Source organism: Rhodococcus aetherivorans (assembly GCF_011058165.1).
GTDB lineage: Bacteria > Actinomycetota > Actinomycetes > Mycobacteriales > Mycobacteriaceae > Rhodococcus > Rhodococcus aetherivorans.
This window is the reverse complement of the sequence record NZ_JAALEG010000096.1, coordinates 1-22780: the sequence shown is the minus strand read 5'-3', so window position 1 is coordinate 22780 and position 22780 is coordinate 1. Positions and strand designations below refer to the sequence as shown.

Sequence of the window (22780 nt, the reverse complement as noted above, 5' to 3'; positions counted from 1 at the left end):
CCCCGCGGGCTTCCAGGTACGGCTGCGCAACTTCGAGGGCCCCTTCGACCTGCTGCTCACCCTGATCTCCCAGCACCGCCTCGACGTCACCGAGGTCGCCCTGCACGAGGTCACCGACGAGTTCATCGCCTACACCCGCGCCCTCGGCCCCGAGATGGGACTCGACCAGACCACCGAGTTCCTCGTCGTCGCCGCGACCCTGCTCGACCTCAAGGCCGCCCGCCTCCTGCCCTCCGGCGACGTCGACGACCCCGAGGACCTCGCCCTGCTCGAGGCCCGCGACCTGCTCTTCGCCCGCCTGCTGCAATACCGCGCCTTCAAACAGATCGCCGACCTGTTCGCCGAGTTCGAAGCCGCCGCCCTGCGCCGCTACCCACGCGCGGTCTCGCTCGAACCGCAGTACGAGAACCTGGTGCCCGAGGTCGTCCTCGGCGTCGACGCGGCCCGGTTCGCCGAGATCGCCGCCGCCGCCTTCCGGCCCAAGCCGCCACCCCGCGTCGGCCTCGACCATCTCCACACCCCCCGGGTCTCCGTCCCCGAGCAGGCCGCCCGCCTGCTCACCCTGCTGCGCGCCCACGGCGCCGGCACCTGGGCCACCTTCGGCCAACTCGTCGCCGAATGCGACAACAGCCTGCAGATCGTCGCCCGGTTCCTCGCGCTGCTCGAGCTCTACCGCGAACGAGCCGTCACCTTCGACCAGCCCGAGCCGCTCGGGCCGCTCCAGGTGGCCTGGACCGGCGAGAACGACGACGCCGTCACCACATTCGAGGAGGACTACGGGTGAGCAGCGACACGCCGGACCCCGACCCGCGCGGACTCGACGCCGAACTGCTCGAGATGACCGACGACGAACTCGCCGCCGCCCTCGAGGCGCTGCTCCTCGTCGTCGACACCCCCGCCCCCAACGCCCAGCTCGCCGACGCGATCGGCGTCACCGCCACCCGCGTCGAGACCACCCTGCACCGCATGGCGGCCGACCTCGACGCGCGCGGCTCGGGCATCGACCTGCGCTACGCCGGCGACGGCTGGCGCTTCTACACCCGCCGTGACTACGCCCCGTACGTCGAACGGCTCCTGCAGGGCGGCGCCCGCACCAAGCTCACCCGTGCCGCCCTCGAAACCCTCGCCGTCGTCGCCTATCGCCAGCCCGTCACCCGCGCCCGCGTCAGCGCCGTCCGTGGCGTCAACGTCGACGGCGTCATGCGCACCCTCCTGGCCCGCGACCTGATCGCCGAGGACGGCACCGACCCCGAGACCGGCGGCACCCGCTACGTCACCACCGAACTGTTCCTCGAACGCCTCGGCCTGGCCTCCCTGCAGGACCTGCCGCCCCTCGCGCCGCTGCTCCCGGACGTCGATGTGATCGACGACATCAGCGAAAGTCTCGAGGCCGACCCACGATTTGCGAGAATGGGAAGGAACCCGCGCACCGAGTCCACCTCGCCCGCGCCGTTCGATCCCGATTGAGACAGGAAAAAAGTGCACAAGCCCGCTCGCCGTGATGGCACACCGGACCGCAGAAAGACCACCTCCCGCGCGGGGAACCCCCCGCGCGAACGACGGGGCGAACCCGCCGCCCGCGCGGCCACGCCCAAGAAGGCACACCGCAAGGGCGACACCCCGCTCAACAAGCGCGGCCGTCCCGCCGCGCCGCCGAGGAACTCATCGCCGCCGGCCGCGTCGAGGTCGACGGCTCCATCGTCACCGAACAGGGCCTGCGCGTGGACCCCGAGAACGCCGTCGTCCGCGTCGACGGCGTGCGCGTCGTCGTCAACAAGGACCTCGTCCACCTCGTGCTCAACAAGCCGCGCGGCTGGCAGTCCACCATGTCCGACGACCTCGGCCGCCCCTGCGTCGGCGACATCGTCTCCGAACGCGTCGCCGCCGGACAACGCCTCTTCCACGTCGGCCGGCTCGACGCCGACACCGAAGGGCTGCTGCTGCTCACCAACGACGGCGAGCTCGCCCACCGGCTCATGCACCCCTCCTACGAGGTGACCAAGACCTACCTCGCCACCGTCAAGGGCGTCCTCCCGCGCGGTATCGGCAAGCAGCTGCGCGCCGGCGTCGAACTCGACGACGGCCCCGCCAAGGTCGATTCCTTCGCGCTCCTGCAGGTAAACGAGGGCCAGTCCCTCGTCCGCCTCGAACTGCACGAGGGCCGCAAGCACATCGTGCGCCGCCTGCTCGACGCCGTCGGCCACCCCGTGATCCGCCTGGTCCGCACCGACATCGGACCCGTCGCGCTCGGCGACCAGCGACCCGGCACCCTGCGGGTGCTCGGCCGCAAGGAAGTCGGCGGCCTCTACCAGGCGGTGGGCCTGTGAGCTCCCTGATCGTCGCCATGGACGGCCCGTCGGGCACCGGCAAGTCCACCGTCTCCAAGCGGCTCGCCCGCCGTCTCGGCGCCGCCTATCTCGATACCGGCGCCATGTACCGGGTCGCGACCCTGCACGCCCTGCGAGCGGGGGCGGACCTGACCGATCCCGCCGCCATCGCCGCCGCCACCGCGTCCCTGCCCTGGTCGATCGGCACCGACCCGGAAGTCGAGGACATCCGGCTCGCCGGGGAGGACGTCCGCGAGATCATCCGCGGTGGCGAGGTCACCGGCGCCGTCTCCGCCGTTTCCGCCGTCCCCGCGGTGCGTCGGGCCCTCGTCGCAGCGCAGCAGCGCATCGGCCGCGACGCCGGGCACATCGTCGTCGAGGGGCGCGACATCGGCACCGTCGTGTTCCCCGACGCGGATGTGAAGATCTACCTCACCGCCTCCGCCGAGGCCCGGGCACAGCGGCGCAACCGGCAGAACATCGCCGAAGGCCGCGGCGACGACTACGAGGCGGTGCTCGCCGCGGTGCAGCGCCGCGACCACCTCGACTCCACCCGCGCGGTCTCCCCGCTGCGCGCGGCGGACGACGCGGTCGTCGTCGACACGAGCGACATGGACATCGACGAAGTGATCGCCGCGCTCGCCGCCGTGGTCGCCGAGCAGACGGGAGCGACCCTGTGAGCGAGGATGTGACGGAATTCGCCGGCGACGGCACCTGGTCGGAGGAAGCGGACTGGGACCTCGAGCTCGTCGGGGACGACGAACTCGAGGAGTTCGTGCCCGTGCCGACCGTCGCCGTGGTCGGACGACCCAACGTCGGCAAGTCGACCCTGGTCAACCGCATCATCGGCCGCCGCGAAGCGGTCGTCGAGGACGTGCCGGGCGTGACCCGCGACCGCGTCTCGTACGAGGCCAACTGGAACGGCCGCCGATTCATGGTGCAGGACACCGGCGGCTGGGAGCCCGACGCGAAGGGCCTGCAACAGTCCGTCGCGCGGCAGGCGGAGATTGCGATGCGCACAGCCGACGCGATCCTGATCGTCGTCGACGCGACCGTCGGCGCCACCGCCGTCGACGAGGCGGTCGCCAGGGTCCTGCGCCGCTCCAAGACGCCGGTGCTGCTCGTCGCGAACAAGGTCGACGACGACCGCGTCGAGTCCGAAGCGGCCGCCCTGTGGTCGCTGGGCCTGGGGCAGCCGTACTCGGTGTCGGCCACCCACGGTCGCGGCACCGGGGACCTGCTCGACGAGCTGCTCTCGGTGCTGCCGCAGACCCCGCGCGAAGGCACCGGCGGGGGAGGCCCGCGTCGTGTCGCGCTGGTCGGCAAGCCCAACGTCGGCAAGTCCAGCCTGCTCAACAAGCTGGCCGGCGACGAAAGGTCGGTGGTGCACAACGTCGCCGGCACGACGGTCGACCCGGTGGACTCCCTCGTCGAGCTCGGCGGAAAGACCTGGCGGTTCGTCGACACCGCCGGCCTGCGCAAGCGCGTCAACACCGCCTCCGGGGCCGAGTTCTACGCCTCGCTGCGCACCCGCGGCGCCATCGAGGCCGCGGAGGTGGCGGTGCTGCTGATCGACGCCTCCGAGCCCATCACCGAGCAGGACCAACGGGTGATCTCGATGGTCGCCGACGCGGGCCGCGCCCTCGTCATCGCCTTCAACAAGTGGGACCTCGTCGACGAGGATCGCCGCTACGAGCTGAGCCGGGAGATCGAACGCGATCTGCTGCGCGTGCCGTGGGCGGCGCGCGTCAACATCTCCGCCAAGACCGGCCGGGCCGTGCAGAAGCTCGTGCCGGCCATGGAGACCGCCCTCGAGTCCTGGGACAAGCGCATCTCCACCGGCCGGCTCAACACCTGGCTCAAGGAGGTCGTCGCCGCGACTCCGCCGCCGATGCGCGGCGGCCGCCTGCCGCGGGTACTGTTCGCCACCCAGGCCGGCACCCGGCCGCCGACGTTCGTGCTGTTCACCACCGGCTTCCTCGAGGCCGGCTACCGCCGATTCCTCGAGCGGCGGCTGCGCGAGGAGTTCGGCTTCGAGGGCAGCCCGGTGCGGATCTCCGTGCGCGTGCGCGAGAAACGGGACCGCCGCGGCAAGTAGCACCCGAAACGGTCCTGACCAGGCGATTGGTGAATCGGTCCGTCCCTGTTGTAATCTCAACGAGCGCTCGACGAGAGCGCGGACGGGCTGTGGCGCAGCTTGGTAGCGCACTTGACTGGGGGTCAAGTGGTCGCAGGTTCAAATCCTGTCAGCCCGACCCACGACGAGGCGGTCCCGAATTCACCGGGACCGCCTCGTTCGCGTGCGGGCCACCCTCCGCGGCCCGGTTCCGGGACTGCCGTGCCGCTCCGGCCCACCCCGGAACCAGCCGCCCAGGGTGCGGCAGCGGCAGCTCCGCGAAAGGCCCACGGTCAGGGTCCAAAGACCGCAGTCAACACCTCGAGCCGCGAGTACTGTCGCGAACAGGAGCCGCGGCCACACCGAGGCGCGACGGGCATCTCCAGTCCGAGGAGACAACATGACCGAAACCCGGATCGGCACCGAATCCCAGGCCACCAACAGCACCGGCGACGCCGCCACGGCGGAGGCGACTCCCGCCGTCGACACCGGCCCGGTCCGGCACGAGCAGATCGACGCGGTCGTCGACACGGCGACCACCGCGGCGGCCGAGTTCCGCACCCTCGACCAGCAACAGGTCGACGCGATCGTCGAAGCCATGGCGCAGGCCGGCATCCGGGCGGCCGCGGAACTGGCATCGGTGGCGATCGAGGAGACCGGATTCGGCGTCTTCGAGGACAAGGTCGTCAAGAACTACGTGGCCACCGAGTTCCTCTACGACTACCTCAAGGACAAGAAGTCCGTGGGCGTGATCGAGGAGGACGTCGAGCGCAGCATCGTCCGCGTCGCCGAACCCATCGGCGTGGTCCTGGCGATCACCCCGGTCACCAACCCCACCTCCACGGTGCTGTACAAGGCGATCGTCGCGGCAAAGACCCGCAACGCCGTCATCTTCCGGCCCTCGCCCTTCGCCGTGCGGTCGTGCGAACGCACGGTCGAGATCCTGCGCGCGGCAGCCGAAGCGGCCGGTATGCCCCCCGGCGCGCTGCAGGTCATTCCCGACGCCGCCCACGAGGTCACCCACTACCTGTTCAAGCATCCTCGGGTCGACTTCATCTGGGTCACCGGCGGGCAGAAGATCGTCTCCCTCGCCAACGCGGCCGGCAAACCCGCGCTCGGCGTGGGACCCGGCAACGCCCCCATCTATCTGCACCGCACGGCCGACATCAAGGGCGCCGTCGTCGACATCCTCATCTCGAAGACCTTCGATGCCTCCGTGATCTGCCCCGCCGAACAGACCTGCATCATCGACGACGAGATCTACGACGCCACCGTCGCCGAGTTCGAGCGGATGGGGGCGCACGTACTCACGGACGATCAGGCCGCCGCGGTGGCCGAATTCGCCTTCGGCTGCGGCGACAAGGTCAACCTCGCCGCTCTCGGCCAGCAGGCTCCCGAACTGGCCGCCCGCGCGGGCTTCACCGTGGATCCAGCGGTCAAGGTGCTCCTGGCGCCGTTGCCCTCCGACCTCGACCAGCTCGCCGCGCACCCTCTGGTGCAGGAGAAGCTGATGCCCGTCCTCGGTCTCGTGCGCGCCCGCGACGTCCAGCACGGCATCGACGCCGCCGTGCTCGTCACCGAACACGGCGGCCTCGGCCACACCTCCGCCATCTACGCCACCGATCCGGCGGTCATCGACGCCTACGGTCTGGCCGTGCGCACCGGACGGATCCTCGTCAACGCCCCCACCGCGGTCGGCGCGCTCGGCGGGATCTACAACAACCTCACCCCCACCTTCTCCCTGGGTTGCGGCACTTGGGGCGGATCGAGCACCACCGAGAACGTCAACTACCAGCAGCTGCTCAACATCAAGACCGTCGCGCACCGGCGCACCCCGCCGCAGTGGTTCCGCGTGCCCTCCAACACCTACTTCAATGCCGGTGCCCTCGAGAACCTCCGCGAGGTCCCGTGTACGAGCGTTGTGGTCGTCACCGACGCGTTGAGCGAACAGCGGGGAGTCGTCGACGAGCTCCGCGCCCACCTGCGCGCGGAGCACATCAAGGTGTTCAGCGAGGTCGAACCGGAACCGGACGAGGCCACCATCCGCCGCGGCGTTGCGCTGCTCGAGGGGTACCCGCCGGACCTGCTCATCGCCATCGGCGGTGGGTCGGTGATCGACGCGGCGAAAGCGATCCGGTTGTTCTACGAACACCCGGAGAAGGATCTCGCGGAGCTGACGCTGCCGTTCCTCGACCCCCGCAAGCGCATGGCGGAATACCCGCAGGATCCACACAAGCTGCGGCTGGTGGCAATCCCCACGACCGCCGGCACCGGATCGGAGGTCTCACCCGCGGCCGTCCTCACCGTCGCCGGCCGCAAGGAGACCCTCGTCGACTACTCGCTGGTTCCGGATATGGCGGTGGTGGACCCGATGCTCACCCTCTCGATGCCGCGCACCCTGACCGTCGACACCGGCATCGACGCGCTGACCCACGCGCTGGAAGCGGTAGCCTCCATCTTCGCCTCGCCCTACACCGATGCGTTCTGTGTCCAGGCCGCGCGCCTGATCTTCGAGGCGCTGCCGCGGGTGTACGACGACCCGAACGATCTGTCCGCCCGCACCGACATGTCCAATGCCGCCACTCTTGCCGGACTCGCCTTCTCGAACGCCTTCGTCGGCACGAACCACGCCCTCGCGCACTCCGTCGGCGCCAGGTTCGGCATCGCCCACGGCCGGGTGAACGGCGTGTTCCTGCCCCACACCCTGCGCTACAACGCCAGCCTGCCGACCAAGTTCATGCCGGCCCCGGGCTACTCCGCGTACGTCGCGCCCGAGAAGTACGCTCAGCTCGGGCGGATCGTCTTCGGGGGGCACGAACCCGAGGAGAGCCGCCGCCGGCTCTTCCAGGGTGTCGAGGACCTGCTCCGCCGCATGGGGGTGCCGCGCACCCTGAAGGAGATCGGCATCGCGGAGGACGAGTTCCTCGCCGCCCTGCCGGAGCTGGCGATGACCGCGTTCCAGGACCTGAGCAACCGCACCAACCCGCGGATGCCGCTGATCAGCGAGATCACCACCCTGCTCCGGCTCGGCTACTACGGGGACGGCGAGCATGCCCACTGACAGCGCCACCAAGACCGTCCAGGTCGAGGCGCCCTTGGGCACCGTGCTCGCGACCATCCGTGACCTCGAGAGCCAGACCGAGTGGATCCCCGAGATCCTCGAGGCCGAGGTGCTCGAGGTCGACGAGGAGACCGGATTGCCGCGCACCGCCCGGTTCAAGGCGTCGGCCACCGTCGGTACCGACAGCTACACCCTGACCTACCGGCACCGCGACGACGGCATGAGCTGGTCGATGCTCCAAGGACGCCTGCAGACCGGGCAGGAAGGGCGCTACCAACTCGACGCGGTCGGTCCGGCCAGCACCTCCGTCACGTACGAGCTGACCATCCACCACAACCTGCCGCTGCCCGGTTTCCTGCGGAATCGGGTGATCAAGGGCCTGGTCGACAGTACGCTCACCGGTCTGAAGAAGCGCCTGGAGAGCTGAACGCGGGCGGCGCGGGGCCCACCCGGTCCACACCCGCCACGGTCTGGACCACTACGTGGGCGCCCTGCCCGAGCGCCGCGGCAGCGGCCGGCTGCTGCGCCGTGACCCGGACGGTTCGGTCCCTGTCGTACTCGACCGGCTCCACTTCCCGAATGGCATCACTCTCACGGAGGACGAATCCACTGTCCTGTTCGCCGAAACCGGCGGTTACTGCCTGACCGGACTGCCGGTCCGTGCCCCCACGCCCCGCGGTCGCTGATGACGAACCTTCCGGGAATGCCGGACAACGTCTCCCGGGCGCGCGGCGGCCGGCTGTGGGTGGCGATGGTTGCGCCCCGCAATGGTGTCCTCGACCGGCTCGGAGGCAGCTGACCCGTGGTACGCCGGGCGTTGTGGCGGCTGCCGGTGGCGCGACTGGCTCGTCCCGCTCGCACGACCTGGGTGCTGGGGTTGGGGGAGGACGGCCGGCTGCTGCACGACTTCGGGTGCCGGGATGTGCCCTTCGGCGAGGTGACGGGCGTCGTCGAGCATGCCGGGCGGTTGTACCGGGGAAGCCCCTGAGCGACTCGGCGATCCTGTGCGTGGACGTGGACCGGGCGCGATGAGCGAGCCACGACGGCGCGGTTCTCCCGCCCGTTCCGAGCGGTGCCCCCTCGGGCGCGAGAGGGGAGGGGCGCGGGCCCCGCTGACACCGCCGCATCCGAATTCGAAGCAAACGGAACACAATAATTTCAAGAAGAAGACCGCTCGGCGCACCCAAGTCCGGCTTGCATAATCCGACCAGTACGGAACAGAAATATTTTCCGAAATTCATCACGACTCCACGCCTCTCACCAAAACTCCCCAAAGAGAAACCGCGCACAGTCAGGCGCCGAACGCGCGGGAGATGGCCGCAGCGACGTCGCGGTGGCCCCGGATCGGCAGGGCCAGCCCACGGCCGGCATGAGCGAGATCGCGGGCGGTGAGCAGATCGTGTTCGCCGGAGATGTCGGCGAGCACGTCGAGCCGAGGGAGCCGGGAGGCGGCGGTCCGCGGATCGGGCCCGGCATTGTGCACACAATCGGACAGCAACAGCACCCGTCCCTCGTCGGCGGGTACGTCCCGGAGCTGACGCGCCGCCACCTCGAGCGCGAAGCCGACGTTCGTCAGACCCTTGCTCGGGATCCGGAGCAGCAGGTCCACGAGCCGGGCCGGGGAGACCGGCTCACCGAGAGCGCTGAGCACGGCGGCTTCGGACCAGAACGCCACCACCGCCAGATCGTCGTGGCCGAGCTCGCCGGCCACGGCACCCACCGCGGCCGCGGCGGTGCGGATGCGTTCGCCGCGCATCGACCCGGAGATGTCGACGACCAGCACCACCTTCCGGCGGTCGCGGATCCGGTCCCGCATCACCAGATCGGTCGACCGCGCGAGCGGGTCCTCCGCGAGCACTTCGACGGTGCGGTCGAGATCGAGTTCCTCGGCGCCGTCCTGATACGGCAGGGTTCGCAGTCTGCCGACGCCCCGCCGAGGCAGGCGACGGTGCCGCGGGCGCGGCACGGACAGGCGCGCAGCGATCTCGCGGGCCCGGCGTCGGACCTCGGCGTCGCCGGCAGGGCCCGACGCATCGAGTTCGCCCAGTGTCAGCACCTCGGCCGGCTCGTCGGTCATCCCGGGACCCGCACCGGGACCCGTTCCGGGGCTGCGCCCCTGACGATGCGGACCGCCGACCATCGCCAAACCCTGGCCGCTGCCTCGGTTCTCGTACAGCGTCGGGGCCGTCGACAGCTGCTTCGGCTTGCGCCGGAAAGGCTTTCCCCGACCGGTGGAGTGACGCTGGGCGCGCCGGTGCACGGGGCCGTCCGCGGGGACGGCTCTTCAACCGGGGGCCGCGGAGCTGGGGCGAAGGAGGAAGTGGTCCTGCCAGATCTCCCGCAACACCGCCTCGGGTGTGGTCTCGGCGACCTCGTCCACCGCGATCCGCCCGGACAAAGCCACCAGCAGGGCGTCGAGCACGGCGCCGGTGTAGTCCGGCGGCAGATCGCGCGGCGGGTCGGCCGAGTCCGGCAGCTCGCCGCGCACGTCCCGCATGTCGATCAGCTGCATCGCGACGAGCGTCAGGTCGATCGCGCCGCGGACGCTGGACCCGCCGCGCAGGTCAGGGTGCCCGCGCGTGGCGCGGGTGAGGGCTACCGCGTCGGCGACGAGCCGCGCCGACCCGCACCCGGTGCGCCGGACGACGATCTCACGTTCGGCCTGCGTGTCCTGATAGTCCACCGCCAGCCGGCAGAACCGGTCGTGCACGCTCATCGACAACCGGACGGTGCCGATGTTGTCGAACGGGTTCATCGAGGCCACCACGCGGAACGCCGGATCGGCCTCGACCGTGCCCACCCGCGGCACCGTGATCCGCCGCTCCGCCATCGCGGTCAGCAGGCTGTTCAGTGTGTCCTCGGGCGAGCGGTTGAACTCTTCGAGGTAGAGCACCCCGCCGGCCCGCATCGCCGCCACCAGCGGGCCGGGCACGAAGTTGTCCTCGTGGTAGCCCTCCGACAGCACCCGTGCCGGATCGTGATAGCCGACCAGGCGTGCCGGCGTGAGATCGGCGTTCCCCTCGACGAACATCAGCGGACTGCCGAGCTCGGCGGTGATGGCGCCGAGCAGGGTGGACTTGCTGGTGCCCGGTGGCCCCTCGAGCAGCACGTCGCGCCCCGCGCCGATGGCAGCGAGCAGGAGGTCGGTTTCCCGGGCCCGGCCCACCACCCGGTCCGCGACTCCCCGGCGGACCTCGGCCATCGGTCGGGTGGTGCGCTGCATGCTCACGTCCTCGTGTACCCCTGGGATCCGTTCGTTTCCTCGGACAACTATGCACCGGGTGGACCCACGGGGCGGACCGATTCGGCGATCCATGCGCAGAATCGCAGTCCCCACCCCCTAATGTCGACGCAATGACCGTCCCGAACCCCTTGGACCCGACCGAGATCGGGTCGGCGCTCGCCGCGTTCGAACCCCGCTCCCTGCCGCTGGAAGGCCGGCGTCACGCGGCGGTGGTCGTCGCCGTACTCGACGACGGGCACGGCAACCCTGTCGTGCCGCTCACCCGCCGCCCGACCCGTCTGCGAGCGCACCCCGGCCAGTTCGCCCTGCCGGGCGGACGTCTCGACGACGGGGAGACACCCGAGGTGGCCGCGCTGCGCGAGCTGCACGAGGAACTCGGCCTGCGCACCGACCCCGGCGGCATTCTCGGCCGCCTCGACGACTACATCACCCGCTCGGGTTACGTCATCTCCCCGTACGTCGTCTGGGCGGATGCCGCGATCGACGATCTCGTGCCCAACCCCGACGAGGTGGCCGCACTCTATGCCGTCACCGCATCCGAGCTCGACAGCGAACCCCGGTTCGTCGCCATACCGGAATCGGACAAGCCGGTGATCCAGTGGCCGTTCCGGGGACATCTCGTCCACGCCCCCACCGCGGCGGTGGTGTACCAGTTCCGGGAAGTCGTGCTCCACCGTCGCAGCACCCGCATCGACGACCTGGAACAGCCCGTGTTCGCGTGGAGGTGACGAGTCGGCCGGCCGGCGGCGACGAGGCGTGTGCAAGGCTGTCGTAACCGACCCCACCCGAACGACAGGACGGACGATGAACGACGCGACGACGGCCGGTGCGCCGGCTCGATCCGACCGCATCGTCACCGTCCCCAACGTGTTGAGCGTCGTCCGCCTGGTCGGCATCCCGATCTTCCTCTATCTGGTCCTCGTCCGGCACGCCGACGGATGGGCGCTTGCGGTCCTCATGCTCAGCGGAATCACCGACTGGGCCGACGGCAAACTCGCGCGGCTGCTCGACCAGGCCTCGCGGCTCGGCGCGGTGCTGGATCCGCTCGTCGACCGCCTCTACGTCGTCACCACCCTCCTCGCCCTGGTGGCCCGCGGCATAGTGCCGTGGTGGATCGCCGTGGTTCTGATCGGCCGGGAGCTGGTCCTCGCTCCGACCCTGGCCGTCTACCGTCGCCGTGGCCTGCCGCCCCCGGAGGTGCTGTACCTGGGTAAGGGCGCCACCTTCCTGCTGATGTTCGCGTTGCCGCTCCTGCTGGCCGCGGAAGCGCTTCCCGCCGCGGCCGGCGTCCTCGCGCCCGCGGGGTGGGCCGCCCTCCTCTGGGGTACTGCCCTCTACGTGTGGACGGGCGTGCTCTACCTGTCGCAGGCGGTGCGGACGGCCCGTGCGGTACCCACCCCGGGAGGGCCTGCCACCGAATGAGCCGCAACTGGGAGCAGATCCGCCGCAACCCCGTGCCGTCGCTGCTCAAGGCGCTTCTCGAGGACCACCTCGACCCCGGCTACGCGGCCGCGGCGCACGACCGCGCCGCCGGCCACGCCCGGCCCAGCCGGGTCGGCATCGGGCTCTGGCTGGTCCTCGGTGGCCTGCTCGCCGGACTCGTCCTCGGAGTGGCCTACGCCCAGAACATCGAGCGGGAATCCGGTACCGACCAGGCACGCAACGAGATCCTCGCCACCGTCCGCACCGCCGAGGACCGCAACGACGTACTCGCGGCCACCCGCGACGACGTGGCCACCCAGGTGGAACAGCGCCGCATCGAGGTGCTCGCCGACGACGAACAGGGTGCGGCGGTGCTCGACCGGCTCGCCCGAGCCGAGGAGGCCGCCGCCGCGGCTCCCGTGCGCGGCCCCGGCATCACAGTCACCCTCGCCGATCCGACCTCGCGTCCCGACCTGACGGACTCCGCGGAGAAGGACCGCGCCCGCAGCACCTCGGTGATCCTCGACCGCGACCTGCAGTCGGTCGTCAACGCCCTCTGGGCCGGCGGGGCCGAGGCCGTCGCGATCAACGGGGTACGGGTCGGTCCCGGTGTCACGGTCCGGCAGGCCGGGGGAGCGATGCTCGTGGACAACCAGCCGGTCTTCTCGCCCTACACGGTCGCCGCCGTCGGGTCACCGGCCGAACTGCAGACCGGCTTCGTCGTCAGCGACGCCTACCTGCGTATGTCGGGGGTGCAACAGCTGTACGGGGTAGGTTTCACCATCACGGAGGCGACGGACCTCGCGTTGCCGGGCGCCTCGGTACGCGACGTCGCATCGGCACGGGAAACGGGAGAGCGGTGAAGACTGTGGCGACCAAGCGCGGATACGCCCTCTATGCGGTGCTGGCCCTCGGCGTGGGCATCGCCGTGGGTGTGATCTTCAGCCCCCAGGTTCCCGACGTGGTCCAGCCCTACCTGCCCATCGCGGTGGTCGCCGCGCTCGACGCGGTCTTCGGGGGACTACGCGCCTATCTGGACGAGATCTTCGACGCCAAGGTGTTCGTCGTCTCCTTCACCTTCAACGTGCTCGTCGCCGCACTGATCGTCTGGCTCGGCGACCAGCTCGGGGTGGGCACCCAGCTCTCCACCGCGGTCGTCGTGGTCCTCGGTATCCGGATCTTCGGCAATGCATCCGCGCTGCGACGCAGACTGTTCGGGGCGTAGCCGGATGCATGAGGGCAAGCACGAATGGCACGAACCGGCCGAGAGCGGCGCGGCGCGCCGCTCGCGGATCGTCTTCTCCGCCCTGGCGGCGCTGCTCATGGTGGTGCTGGGCGTGGGAATCGCCACGCAGGTCAGGAACACCGGTTCGGGCGACGCGCTCGACTCCGCTCGGCCGGCCGACCTGCTGGTGGTGCTCGACAACCTCAACCGCCGCGAAGCGGAGCTGCGGCAGGAGATCACCACACTGGAACAGACGCTGGCCAGCCTGGAACGGAACGGCTCCGAAGCCGCACTCGCGGAGGCGCAGCAGCGCCTCTCGGCCCTGGAGATCCAGGTGGGTACCGCCCCGGCGGCCGGTCCGGGAGTGATCTTGACCATTGCCGACCCTCGGCGCGGCGTGGGATCGGAAGTCCTCCTCGACACGATCCAGGAGCTGCGCGCCGCGGGGGCGGAGGCCGTCCAGGTCGCCGGAACCGGCGGCCCCGCCGTCCGTATCGGCGTGGACTCCTGGGTGGGCGGCACCGCCGGTGCGCTGGTCGTCGACGATCGATCGATCGCAGCGCCCTACGCCGTCGCCGCGATCGGGGACGCGCCCACGCTGGCGGCGGCTCTGAACATCCCCGGCGGCGTGGTCGACACGGTGGCGCGCGCGGGCGGGTCGGTACAGATCGAACAGTCGCCGCAGGTCGAGGTACCCGCCTTGCGGGAGATCGAGCCGCGACAATACTCTCAGCCCGGTAATTGAACCCGGCGTTCCACGCGAATGTCGCTGCCCGAAAGGACCTGTCGTGAGTGAGTTCCGAACACCCGCCGATCTGCGTTACACGGCGGAGCACGAGTGGGTTCGCCGAACCGGTGACGCGACTGCGCGCGTCGGCATCACGGACTACGCCCAGTCACAGCTCGGCGACGTCGTCTTCGTGCAATTGCCGGAGACGGGAGCGGAGATCACCGCGGGCGACTCGTTCGGCGAGGTGGAGTCGACCAAGAGCGTTTCCGACGTGTTCGCGCCGCTCACGGCGAAAGTCGTTGGGGTGAACCCGGATCTGGATGCCAATCCCGAGCTCGTCAACAGCGATCCGTACGAGGCCGGCTGGTTGGTGGACCTCGAGGTCGGCAGCAAGGACGAGCTCGACGCCGCTCTGGCGAGCACGCTCGACGCGGACGGGTACCGCGCGATCACGCAGAACTGACGCCGCGTCCGGCCGGGACCGCGTCTGCCTGCACGAAGGACGTTGCGCAGGGTACGGTCAACGGTAGGCGTGTGCCGGGTCGGGGCGCGGGTCCGTACCGGAAGTGATCGTGGCTGAACGAAACTGCGGCCCAGGGGGAGCGATCCCGAAGGGTCGAACGGATAAGGAGATACGGTGAGCGAGAACGGCAACGCGGGCTACGAGGAAACCCCTGCGGAAACCACTTCGGTGTTTCGTGCCGACTTCCTGAACGAACTCGATACCACCGGCGCGGGCACGGGGACGACCGAGGCCCCCGTCTCGGGGGTCGAGGGGCTTCCCACAGGATCGGCGCTGCTCGTCGTCAAGCGCGGCCCGAACGCCGGGTCGCGTTTCCTGCTCGATCAGCCGACGACGTCGGCCGGGCGTCACCCGGACAGCGACATCTTCCTCGACGACGTGACGGTGAGCCGCCGGCACGCCGAGTTCCGTCAGGACGAGGGCGAGTTCCAGGTCGTCGATGTGGGAAGCCTGAACGGCACCTACGTCAACCGCGAGCCGGTGGACTCGGCGGTTCTCGCGAACGGCGACGAGGTGCAGATCGGAAAGTTCCGGCTGGTGTTCCTCACCGGCCCGCGGGGTTCGCAGGGCACGGGTAGCTGATGACCGCTGCCCGCCAGCCGTCACCGGGGGGAATGTCGATCGGGTCCGTGCTCGATCGGCTCCGTCCCGAGTTTCCGGACGTGACGATCTCGAAGATCCGCTTCCTCGAATCCGAGGGACTGATCAGTCCGGAACGCACCCCGTCGGGTTATCGACGTTTCTCGATCGCGGACTGCGAGCGCCTGCGGTACGTGCTGACCGCGCAGCGGGACCAGTACCTGCCGCTGAAGGTGATCAAGGAACAGCTCGAGGCGATCGACCGTGGTGTCGCGACGGTGGGCTCGGTGGAGAGCCGCCCGAAGCGGCCCCGGCCCCTGGCGGTGGCGCCGGGCGAGGTGTCGCCGGAGGATCTGCGCACGGACCGGGAGGTGCGGGTCGGCCGGGAGGACCTGTGCCGGCAGGCGGGCATCGAATCGTCCTTCCTCACGGAGCTGATCCGCGCCGGGCTCATCGTGCCCGGCGCGGCCGGCTTCTTCGACGAGGATGCGGTGCTGCTGGCTCGCACCGCCAAGGCCATGTCCGAGTTCGGCCTCGAGGTCCGGCACCTGCGTGCCTTCAAGCTCGCGGCCGACCGGGAGGCGGGCCTGGTGGCGCAGATCGCCGGTCCGGTCGCGAAGGGCCGGGACGTCGGGGCGCGCGCCCGGGCCGAGGAAATGGTGCGGGAATTGGCGGCGTTGTCGTTGACGATGCACACGTGCCTCGTCAAGGCGGCCGTTCGGGGCGCTCTCGATCGGTGAGTGTGGCAGCGGTGGCAACGACTCTGACGACGGCGGCTCGTTGGCACTAGAATTCAGGGGGATATCGGCGGACGGTTCGCCACCGACGCACAGCAGGGATGGGAGGCGGCTCGATGAGCGAGATGCGAGTAGTGGGGATTCGGGTCGAGCAACCGCAGAATCAGCCTGTCCTTCTGCTGCGCGAGGTCGACGGTGATCGGTATCTGCCGATCTGGATCGGCCAGATGGAGGCCACGGCGATAGCGCTGGAACAGCAGGGTGTCGAGCCGGTCCGGCCTCTGACGCACGACTTGATCAAGAATCTGGTCGATGCGTTCGGCCGCACCCTCCAGGAGGTCCGGATCGTGGATCTCAAAGAGGGGACGTTCTACGCCGATCTCGTCTTCGACGGTGGTCTGCGCGTGTCGTCCCGTCCTTCCGATGCGGTCGCTGTAGCCTTGCGCATCGGCGCGCCGGTCTTCGTGGAGGAGCCGGTGCTGGTGGAAGCGGGCCTCGTCATGCCGGATGAGCGGGAGGACGAGGTCGAGAAGTTCAAGGAGTTTCTCGAATCCGTGTCCCCCGACGACTTCAAGGCGACGGACGGCTGATCGTCGACCATCGCCGAGGTTCTGTCGCGACTCCCGGTCACGGTGGCCGGGGCGCGCTCTGCGACGAGTGGTACAGGACCGGAAGATCGTTGTCCGGTCGGCGTGTTGCTGCCCAACTTTTCGCACGGGGCGTACGCTGAGTGAATCGCTACGGATCGACTCGGTGGGTCAAGCGGGCGCTCGACGATCGGATGGGGTGGGGGATCCGCCCGTCGTTCGTTCCGGGGCACGCCTGTGCACGCGAGAGGGAGTCACAACAGTGGGAGATCGGCCGCAGGGACAGCAGCTCAGCTTCGACGCCGTCGACCGCGAGGCCCCGTCACGGGCATCTCTCGACGCCGACGAGATGCAGCCGGGTCTGTTCCCGGACGATTCGGTGCCTGACGAGCTCGTCGGCTACCGCGTGCCGATCGCCTGCCAGATCGCCGGCATCACCTACCGTCAGCTCGACTACTGGGCGCGGACGAATCTGGTCGTTCCGTCCATCCGGGGCGCGGCGGGTTCGGGCAGCCAACGGCTCTACTCGTTCAAGGACATCCTGGTCCTGAAGATCGTCAAGCGTCTGCTGGACACGGGCATCTCCCTGCAGAACATCAGGGTAGCGGTCGACCACCTCCGGGAACGCGGAGTGCGGGACCTGGCGAAGATCACCCTGTTCTCCGACGGCACCACCGTGTACGAGTGCACCTCACCGGAAGAGGTGGTCGATTTACTGCAGGGCGGACAGGGCGTGTTCGGGATCGCGGTGAGCGGCGCGATGCGGGAGTTGACGGGCAGCATCGCCGACTTCCCGGCCGAGCGGGCGGACGGCGGCGACATCGAGCAGCGTCCCGAGGACGAACTGGCCTCCCGCCGTCGCGAACGTGTCAATCGGCGGATCGGCTAGACGCTCGTCACACGAAACACCTGCGGCCTCGGTGCTGCCCGGGTGTCCCCGTGCCCTAGAATCGGTGATACGTCGCCGCCGTGCGGGAGAGTTCCGGACCTGTTCCGGACGCCGAAGGAGCAGCACCTCCCCGTCAATCTCTCAGGCATCGAGGACCGTGCGGGCACCGACGTCTCTGGAAAGCGGTGGGAGCACCCACCCGCCCACGGGGAAAGGGCCGGCTCGCTCCGGTACCGAATCTCTCAGGCGCTCGCCCCGGCGAGCTCGCGACAGAGGGGGAGGACACGCACCGTGCGACCCCCTGCGCGGATGCGGACCTCCGACCTCAGGGAGTCGCGATGACCGACGCCGCTACGTACACCTTCGCCGACCGCCACGTCGGCCCCGACGCGGCGGGACTGCGCCGCATTCTCGACGTCATCGGCGTCGAATCCCTCGACGAGCTGGCCGTCAAGGCGGTGCCCGCCGGCATCCTCGACGCCCGGGCCGACGGAGTCGCGGACGGACTCGAGTCGCTCGACGCGCCGATGTCGGAACACGAGGTACTGACGGCGCTGCAGGAACTCGCGGGCCGGAACACCGTCGCGACATCGATGATCGGCCAGGGGTACTACGGCACGCTGACCCCGCCGGTACTGCTGCGCAACATCATCGAGAATCCCGCCTGGTACACCGCATACACCCCGTACCAGCCGGAGATCAGCCAGGGGCGCCTCGAAGCGCTCCTCAACTTTCAGACCATGGTCTCGGACCTGACCGGTATGGAGGTCGCCAACTCGTCGATGCTGGACGAGGCGACCGCCGCCGCGGAGGCGATGACGCTGCTCAAGCGCGCCAACCGCAAGTCCAGGAGTGCGCGGGTCGTCGTGGACGCCGACCTGTTCGCCCAGACCGCCGCGGTCCTGGCGACCCGGGCAGAACCGTTGGGGATCGAGATCGTCACCGCGAACCTCGTCGACGACGGCCTGCCCGAGGGAGAGTTCTTCGGCGTCGTCCTGCAGATCCCGGGTGCCTCCGGCCGGGTGTTCGACGCGGGCCCCCTCGTCGGGGCGGCGCACGAGCGTGGGGCGCTCGTCGCGGTGGGCGCGGACCTGCTGGCGCTCACTCTGCTCACCCCGCCCGGGGAACAGGGCGCGGACGCGTGCTTCGGCACCACCCAGCGCTTCGGCGTGCCGATGGGGTTCGGCGGGCCGCACGCCGGCTATCTCGCCGTGCACGCCGCCCATGCCCGCAACCTTCCGGGCCGGCTCGTCGGTGTGTCGGTCGACGCGGACGGCGCACCGGCCTATCGGCTGGCGTTGCAGACGCGTGAGCAGCACATCCGGCGCGAGAAGGCGACCAGCAACATCTGCACCGCACAGGTTCTCCTCGCGGTGCTCGCTGCCATGTACGCGTCGTACCACGGGGCCGAGGGCCTGGCCGGGATCGCGACCCGCGTGGCCGGCCAGGCCGCCCGTCTCGCGGCGTCGCTGAAGGCGGCCGGTATCGACGTGGTGCACGACAGCTTCTTCGACACCGTGCTGACCCGCGTTCCCGGCCGCGCCGACGCGGTCGTCGCGGCGGCGCTCGAGGCCGGCATCAACGTTCGTCGCGTCGACGGGGACCACGTGGGGATCTCGTGCGACGAAGCGACCCGGGACGCCGACGTGGCCGCGGTCCTGGCCGCGTTCGGGGCGGAGGACACCTCGGCCGCAGCCACACCCGCCGTGCCGCGGCAGCTCGCGCGCACGAGCGCGTACCTGCAGCACGAGGCGTTCACCCGGTACCGCACCGAGACCGCGATGATGCGGTACCTGCGCCGCCTGTCGGACATGGACCTTGCGCTCGACCGCACCATGATCCCGCTGGGTTCGTGCACGATGAAGCTCAATGCCGCCACCGAGATGGAGGCGATCACCTGGCCCGAGTTCTCGGCGCTGCATCCTTTCGCCCCTGCAGAGCAGACCGCGGGCATCCGCCGGCTCATCGGCGACCTGGAAGGGTGGCTGGCCGCGGTGACCGGGTACGACGCGGTGAGCCTGCAGCCGAACGCGGGTAGCCAGGGCGAGTACGCCGGGCTGCTCGCCATCCGCCACTACCACCTGAGCCGGGGTGACGAGCATCGGGACACCTGCCTGATCCCGTCGAGTGCACACGGCACCAACGCCGCCTCCGCGGTCATGGCCGGCATGCGCGTCGAGGTCGTGGCGTGCCGGTCCAACGGTGACGTCGACCTCGACGATCTGCGTGCGAAAATTTCCGACCACGCCGAACGTCTCGCCGCGATCATGATCACGTACCCGTCGACCCACGGGGTCTACGAACACGAGATCGCCGACATCTGCGGTGCCGTGCACGACGCCGGCGGGCAGGTGTACATCGACGGCGCCAACCTGAACGCCCTCGTCGGTCTGGCGCGTCCCGGCAAGTTCGGAGGCGACGTGAGTCATCTGAACCTGCACAAGACCTTCTGCATCCCGCACGGTGGTGGCGGCCCCGGCGTGGGGCCGATCGGCGTGCGCGCGCACCTGGTGCCGTTCCTGCCCGGCCACCCGGCCGAACCGGGTCTCGGGGGCGGTGGGCCGGTGTCGGCGGCGCCGTTCGGATCGGCCTCCATCCTCCCGATCACGTGGGCGTACATCAAGCTGATGGGGGCCCAAGGCCTGCGGCGGGCGTCGCTGACGGCGATCGCGTCGGCGAACTACATCGCGCGCCGGCTCGACGAGTACTTTCCCGTCCTGTACACGGGCGAGAACGGCATGGTGGCGCACGAGTGCATCCTCGATCTGCGCCCCCTGACGAAGGATACGGGGGTCACGGTCGACGACGTGGCCAAGCGCCTGGCGGACTACGGCTTCCACGCGCCGACCATGAGCTTCCCCGTCGCGGGCACCCTGATGGTCGAACCCACCGAGAGCGAGGATCTCTCCGAACTCGACGCGTTCATCGACGCGATGATCGCCATCCGCGGCGAGATCGATCGCGTCGGGGCAGGGGAGTGGCCGGTGGACGACAACCCACTGCGCGGCGCACCGCACACCGCCCAGTGCCTGGTCGGGGAGTGGACCCACCCCTACAGCCGTGAGATCGCGGTGTATCCGCTGGGGCAGAGCCGCGCGAAGGTGTGGCCCGCGGTGCGCCGCATCGACGGGGCGTACGGGGATCGGAACCTCGTGTGCTCGTGCCCGCCGTTGGAGGCCTACAGCAGCTGAGCGCATTTTCGGGGGCTGGGTGTCGGTAGCCCAGCCCCCGAAAGACTACGGACAGTATTCCGAGCCTAACGGAACTTTATAAATAACCGAACAAAACCCCACGTCACCTCAACCGCGAAACAACCGCAGAAAAAACCCAGACGAAAAGGTCAGCCCGGGAAGGTCTTCAGTTCCAGGATTGCCACTTCCGGAGGGGTGGCAATCCGTACCGGCGGACCCCAGGCGCCGGTACCGCGGGAGGTGTACACGAGAGTGTCGCCGAACCGGTCGAGTCCCGTCACCGTCGGCTGTTGCAGAGGCACGACGTATCCGAGCGGCCACATCTGTCCGCCGTGCGTGTGGCCGGACAATTGCAGGTCGACGCCGTGGTCGCGGGCCTCGAACACCTGCCGGGGCTGATGGGCGGCCAAGAGGACGAAGCGCTCGGGATCGCGGCCCTGCAACGCTGCGGTGAGATCCGCTTCGTTCGGGGCCGGTGCCGAGTAATCGTGAATGCCCGCGAGATCGATGACATCGCCGCCGCGCTCCAGGGCGACTCGTTCGTTGCGGAGGGTGCGTACGCCGAGGGTTTCCCAGAAATCGAGCCAGGACAGCGCGTCGTCGGCGTAGTACTCGTGGTTGCCGCTGACTCCGTAGACCCCGAGGGAAGCCCGCAGGTCGGCGAGGGGAGCGAGATCCTGCCCGACGAACGCGATCGTGCCGTCGGTGAGGTCCCCGCCGAGAACGATCAGGTCCGGCTGCTGCGCGTTGACGAGGTCCACCGCGCGACGGGTGAATTCGCGGCCGCGGGACGGGCCGACGTGCAGGTCGGTGACGAGGGCGACCCGCATCCCGTCGAATCCGGCCGGAAGCCGGCGCAACGGGATCCGGGTGTGCACGACCCGGGGCCGAGCGGCCTCGACCGTGCCGTAGCCGACCGCGGCGACCGCGGCGACGGTCAGCGTGCCCGTCGCGATCTGCAGGGCGCGCCGCCTGGAGGGATCCGGGGGGTGGGCGTCGCCGCGCCGGAAACGGCGTACCGCTCGCGCCGCGAGGCACACGATCCCGATCAGGAGCGTGCCGAGGACCAGGTACAGCACGACGCCGAGCCAGGTCCAGCCGAGGAATCCGAACGGGCGGGCCCAGCGCGGGTCGAGCGACGTGCCGCTCTGCGCGCCGATCAGAGCGACGACGAGGAGGACGCCGAGCGCGGTGTTCGCAGCGATTGCCGAGCGGCCGCGCAGGCCGGGGGCTCGGACGAGACGGCGGTGGAGCCAGAAGGTGACGAGTGCGAGGAACGTCCCCGCGACGAGAAGGCGGATCACGGTGTCAGGACATCAGCTTTCGGATGGCGGCGGCGAGATCGGGTCCGTCGGTCGTGGCGACGGGGACGAGCGCACCGCCGGTGCGGTCGGCGAGTGTTTGCAAGGTGTTGCGGTTCGTGTCGTCGCCGAGCGCCACGACGTCGATCCGGACGGGTCGATCGGGGTCGCCGGCGGCGGCGACGAGGTCGAGGATGCGTTGGCGGGAGGTGTCGTCGTCGTTGGCACTGTCCGTGATCAGGAGGACGGAGTTGGGCCTGCCGGGGGTGTGGTTGCGGACGGCGTCGACGTAGGCGGCGGCCAGAGACCGGTAGACGGCGGAACCGTCGGTGGTGTCGGCACCGGTCAGGGCGGCGGTCAGCGCGGTGCGCTGGTCCGCGGTGAGGGTGCCGCGCGCCACCGTGGCGCGGTACGGAGTCGTGTCGTCGAGGTCGCGGGCGAAGACCCACACGGCGAGTGTCGAGGCATCCGGCGAGCGGGAGACGTGCTGGTCCAGGGCAGTGGCGATGTGGGCGAGACGGGTGTCGTCACCCTCGACGGTTCCCATGGACGTGGACGTGTCGAGGAGGATCGTGGTGGCGCGGGGTGCGACGGGTGCGCGCCGGTGGTCGAGGAGGATGTCGGCCACGGCTGGGGCGGCGCGGTTCAGGTTCTGTTCGATGCGGGGGAAGGGAACCGCGTCGGTGCGGGGGACGGGCTGGCCGTCGACTCGGAAGCCGGCGTCGGCGAGGACGCGGGCCGCGTCGGGTTCGCGGAGGTGGCCGGCGAGTTCGGCGGCGGCGCGGGAGAGGGTCTCGTCGACCCACGGGGCGTCGACCACGGCGGCGGGGAAGTCGGCGGTGGGGGTG

Annotated in this window: 24 protein-coding genes, 1 tRNA gene and 1 riboswitch; of the genes, 21 read left to right on the top strand and 4 right to left on the bottom strand. The window is 70.1% G+C overall.

Annotated features, from left to right (window positions below):
- From G6039_RS25850 to G6039_RS25805, 10 genes are all read left to right on the top strand, one after another.
- Positions 1 to 784: segregation and condensation protein A (locus tag G6039_RS25850; protein WP_164528141.1), on the top strand; the 784-nt coding region annotated here is incomplete at its 5' end.
- The gene (gene scpB, locus G6039_RS25845) at positions 781 to 1467 is read left to right on the top strand and encodes an SMC-Scp complex subunit ScpB (protein WP_006936742.1); all 687 of its coding nucleotides are present in this window, start codon (positions 781 to 783) and stop codon (positions 1465 to 1467) included. The genes G6039_RS25850 and scpB, both read left to right, overlap by 4 nt.
- Positions 1468 to 1664: 197 nt before the next feature.
- Positions 1665 to 2327 carry a pseudouridine synthase gene (locus tag G6039_RS25840; protein ID WP_420902771.1) on the top strand — a complete coding sequence of 221 codons (663 nt, stop codon included), beginning with the start codon at positions 1665 to 1667 and terminating at the stop codon, positions 2325 to 2327.
- A gap of 17 nt (positions 2328 to 2344) precedes the next feature.
- Complete coding sequence (gene cmk / locus G6039_RS25835) at positions 2345 to 3007, top strand: (d)CMP kinase (RefSeq protein WP_037201712.1); 663 nt, start codon at positions 2345 to 2347, stop codon at positions 3005 to 3007.
- The gene (gene der, locus G6039_RS25830; protein ID WP_006936753.1) at positions 3004 to 4425 is read left to right on the top strand and encodes a ribosome biogenesis GTPase Der; all 1422 of its coding nucleotides are present in this window, start codon (positions 3004 to 3006) and stop codon (positions 4423 to 4425) included. Before cmk ends, der begins: the two co-directional genes overlap by 4 nt.
- Before the next feature lie 83 nt (positions 4426 to 4508).
- A tRNA-Pro gene (locus G6039_RS25825) sits at positions 4509 to 4582 on the top strand.
- A gap of 261 nt (positions 4583 to 4843) precedes the next feature.
- Positions 4844 to 7504 (top strand): bifunctional acetaldehyde-CoA/alcohol dehydrogenase, encoded by a 2661-nt coding sequence (adhE, locus tag G6039_RS25820; protein WP_029543860.1) that lies wholly within the window; start codon positions 4844 to 4846, stop codon positions 7502 to 7504.
- Positions 7494 to 7931 carry an SRPBCC family protein gene (locus G6039_RS25815; protein ID WP_006936756.1) on the top strand — a complete coding sequence of 146 codons (438 nt, stop codon included), beginning with the start codon at positions 7494 to 7496 and terminating at the stop codon, positions 7929 to 7931. Before adhE ends, G6039_RS25815 begins: the two co-directional genes overlap by 11 nt.
- Positions 7932 to 7974: 43 nt before the next feature.
- Positions 7975 to 8190: an SMP-30/gluconolactonase/LRE family protein gene (locus G6039_RS25810; RefSeq protein ID WP_080688613.1), complete on the top strand. Its 216-nt coding sequence runs from the start codon at positions 7975 to 7977 to the stop codon at positions 8188 to 8190.
- Positions 8191 to 8306: 116 nt separating this feature from the next.
- Positions 8307 to 8492 carry a hypothetical protein gene (locus G6039_RS25805; protein ID WP_152103978.1) on the top strand — a complete coding sequence of 62 codons (186 nt, stop codon included), beginning with the start codon at positions 8307 to 8309 and terminating at the stop codon, positions 8490 to 8492.
- A 303-nt stretch (positions 8493 to 8795) separates the two neighbouring features.
- On the opposite strand, the gene G6039_RS25800 is transcribed toward G6039_RS25805, so the two are convergent.
- Both G6039_RS25800 and G6039_RS25795 read right to left on the bottom strand, forming a co-directional pair.
- Entirely contained in the window at positions 8796 to 9764 is a 969-nt protein-coding gene (locus G6039_RS25800; protein WP_006936759.1) for a vWA domain-containing protein, read from the bottom strand.
- Between the two features lie 24 nt (positions 9765 to 9788).
- On the bottom strand, positions 9789 to 10727 hold the full coding sequence (locus G6039_RS25795) for an AAA family ATPase (RefSeq protein ID WP_006936760.1): 939 nt from the start codon (positions 10725 to 10727) through the stop codon (positions 9789 to 9791).
- Between the two features lie 131 nt (positions 10728 to 10858).
- On the opposite strand from G6039_RS25795, the gene G6039_RS25790 reads away from it, so the two are divergent.
- The 11 genes from G6039_RS25790 (at position 10859) to gcvP (ending at position 20631) form a co-directional block, all read left to right on the top strand.
- Entirely contained in the window at positions 10859 to 11476 is a 618-nt protein-coding gene (locus G6039_RS25790; protein WP_006936763.1) for an NUDIX hydrolase, read from the top strand.
- Positions 11477 to 11552: 76 nt separating this feature from the next.
- Entirely contained in the window at positions 11553 to 12170 is a 618-nt protein-coding gene (locus G6039_RS25785; RefSeq protein WP_006936765.1) for a CDP-alcohol phosphatidyltransferase family protein, read from the top strand.
- Positions 12167 to 13033, top strand: a complete 867-nt coding sequence (locus G6039_RS25780) for a DUF881 domain-containing protein (RefSeq protein ID WP_006936766.1) — start codon at positions 12167 to 12169, stop codon at positions 13031 to 13033. The genes G6039_RS25785 and G6039_RS25780 overlap by 4 nt, the downstream gene beginning before the upstream one ends.
- Before the next feature lie 5 nt (positions 13034 to 13038).
- Positions 13039 to 13395: a small basic family protein gene (locus tag G6039_RS25775; RefSeq protein WP_029543853.1), complete on the top strand. Its 357-nt coding sequence runs from the start codon at positions 13039 to 13041 to the stop codon at positions 13393 to 13395.
- Positions 13396 to 13399: 4 nt separating this feature from the next.
- A complete protein-coding gene (locus G6039_RS25770) occupies positions 13400 to 14140 on the top strand; it encodes a DUF881 domain-containing protein (RefSeq protein ID WP_029543850.1) in 741 nt (246 codons plus the stop codon).
- A 43-nt stretch (positions 14141 to 14183) separates the two neighbouring features.
- A complete protein-coding gene (gene gcvH, locus G6039_RS25765; protein WP_006936771.1) occupies positions 14184 to 14588 on the top strand; it encodes a glycine cleavage system protein GcvH in 405 nt (134 codons plus the stop codon).
- A 174-nt stretch (positions 14589 to 14762) separates the two neighbouring features.
- A complete protein-coding gene (gene garA / locus G6039_RS25760) occupies positions 14763 to 15230 on the top strand; it encodes a glycogen accumulation regulator GarA (RefSeq protein WP_006936772.1) in 468 nt (155 codons plus the stop codon).
- Positions 15230 to 15967 (top strand): transcriptional regulator FtsR, encoded by a 738-nt coding sequence (gene ftsR, locus G6039_RS25755; protein WP_029543847.1) that lies wholly within the window; start codon positions 15230 to 15232, stop codon positions 15965 to 15967. Before garA ends, ftsR begins: the two co-directional genes overlap by 1 nt.
- 113 nt (positions 15968 to 16080) lie before the next feature.
- Positions 16081 to 16554 (top strand): bifunctional nuclease family protein, encoded by a 474-nt coding sequence (locus G6039_RS25750; RefSeq protein ID WP_029543844.1) that lies wholly within the window; start codon positions 16081 to 16083, stop codon positions 16552 to 16554.
- Between the two features lie 259 nt (positions 16555 to 16813).
- Entirely contained in the window at positions 16814 to 17440 is a 627-nt protein-coding gene (locus G6039_RS25745; protein WP_006936775.1) for a MerR family transcriptional regulator, read from the top strand.
- A gap of 73 nt (positions 17441 to 17513) precedes the next feature.
- Positions 17514 to 17608, top strand: a riboswitch (glycine riboswitch).
- A 170-nt stretch (positions 17609 to 17778) separates the two neighbouring features.
- Entirely contained in the window at positions 17779 to 20631 is a 2853-nt protein-coding gene (gene gcvP, locus G6039_RS25740) for an aminomethyl-transferring glycine dehydrogenase (RefSeq protein WP_029543841.1), read from the top strand.
- Between the two features lie 149 nt (positions 20632 to 20780).
- Here the strand turns inward: gcvP and G6039_RS25735 are convergent, their stop codons facing one another.
- Together G6039_RS25735 and G6039_RS25730 are read right to left on the bottom strand one after the other, a co-directional pair.
- Positions 20781 to 21935, bottom strand: a complete 1155-nt coding sequence (locus G6039_RS25735) for a metallophosphoesterase (protein ID WP_029543838.1) — start codon at positions 21933 to 21935, stop codon at positions 20781 to 20783.
- 4 nt (positions 21936 to 21939) lie between these two features.
- Positions 21940 to 22780: vWA domain-containing protein (locus tag G6039_RS25730; protein ID WP_164528140.1), on the bottom strand; the 841-nt coding region annotated here is incomplete at its 5' end.

What these genes read in the sequence shown, in the direction of transcription:
- cmk (WP_037201712.1), top strand. Translation starts at nt 2,345, where the DNA reads ATGGACGGCCCGTCGGGCACCGGCAAGTCCACCGTCTCCAAGCGGCTC.
- adhE (WP_029543860.1), top strand. Translation starts at nt 4,844, where the DNA reads ATGACCGAAACCCGGATCGGCACCGAATCCCAGGCCACCAACAGCACC.
- G6039_RS25815 (WP_006936756.1), top strand. Translation starts at nt 7,494, where the DNA reads ATGCCCACTGACAGCGCCACCAAGACCGTCCAGGTCGAGGCGCCCTTG.
- G6039_RS25795 (WP_006936760.1), bottom strand. Translation starts at nt 10,727, where the DNA reads ATGCAGCGCACCACCCGACCGATGGCCGAGGTCCGCCGGGGAGTCGCG.
- G6039_RS25790 (WP_006936763.1), top strand. Translation starts at nt 10,859, where the DNA reads ATGACCGTCCCGAACCCCTTGGACCCGACCGAGATCGGGTCGGCGCTC.
- G6039_RS25785 (WP_006936765.1), top strand. Translation starts at nt 11,553, where the DNA reads ATGAACGACGCGACGACGGCCGGTGCGCCGGCTCGATCCGACCGCATC.
- G6039_RS25780 (WP_006936766.1), top strand. Translation starts at nt 12,167, where the DNA reads ATGAGCCGCAACTGGGAGCAGATCCGCCGCAACCCCGTGCCGTCGCTG.
- G6039_RS25770 (WP_029543850.1), top strand. Translation starts at nt 13,400, where the DNA reads ATGCATGAGGGCAAGCACGAATGGCACGAACCGGCCGAGAGCGGCGCG.
- ftsR (WP_029543847.1), top strand. Translation starts at nt 15,230, where the DNA reads ATGACCGCTGCCCGCCAGCCGTCACCGGGGGGAATGTCGATCGGGTCC.
- G6039_RS25750 (WP_029543844.1), top strand. Translation starts at nt 16,081, where the DNA reads ATGAGCGAGATGCGAGTAGTGGGGATTCGGGTCGAGCAACCGCAGAAT.
- gcvP (WP_029543841.1), top strand. Translation starts at nt 17,779, where the DNA reads ATGACCGACGCCGCTACGTACACCTTCGCCGACCGCCACGTCGGCCCC.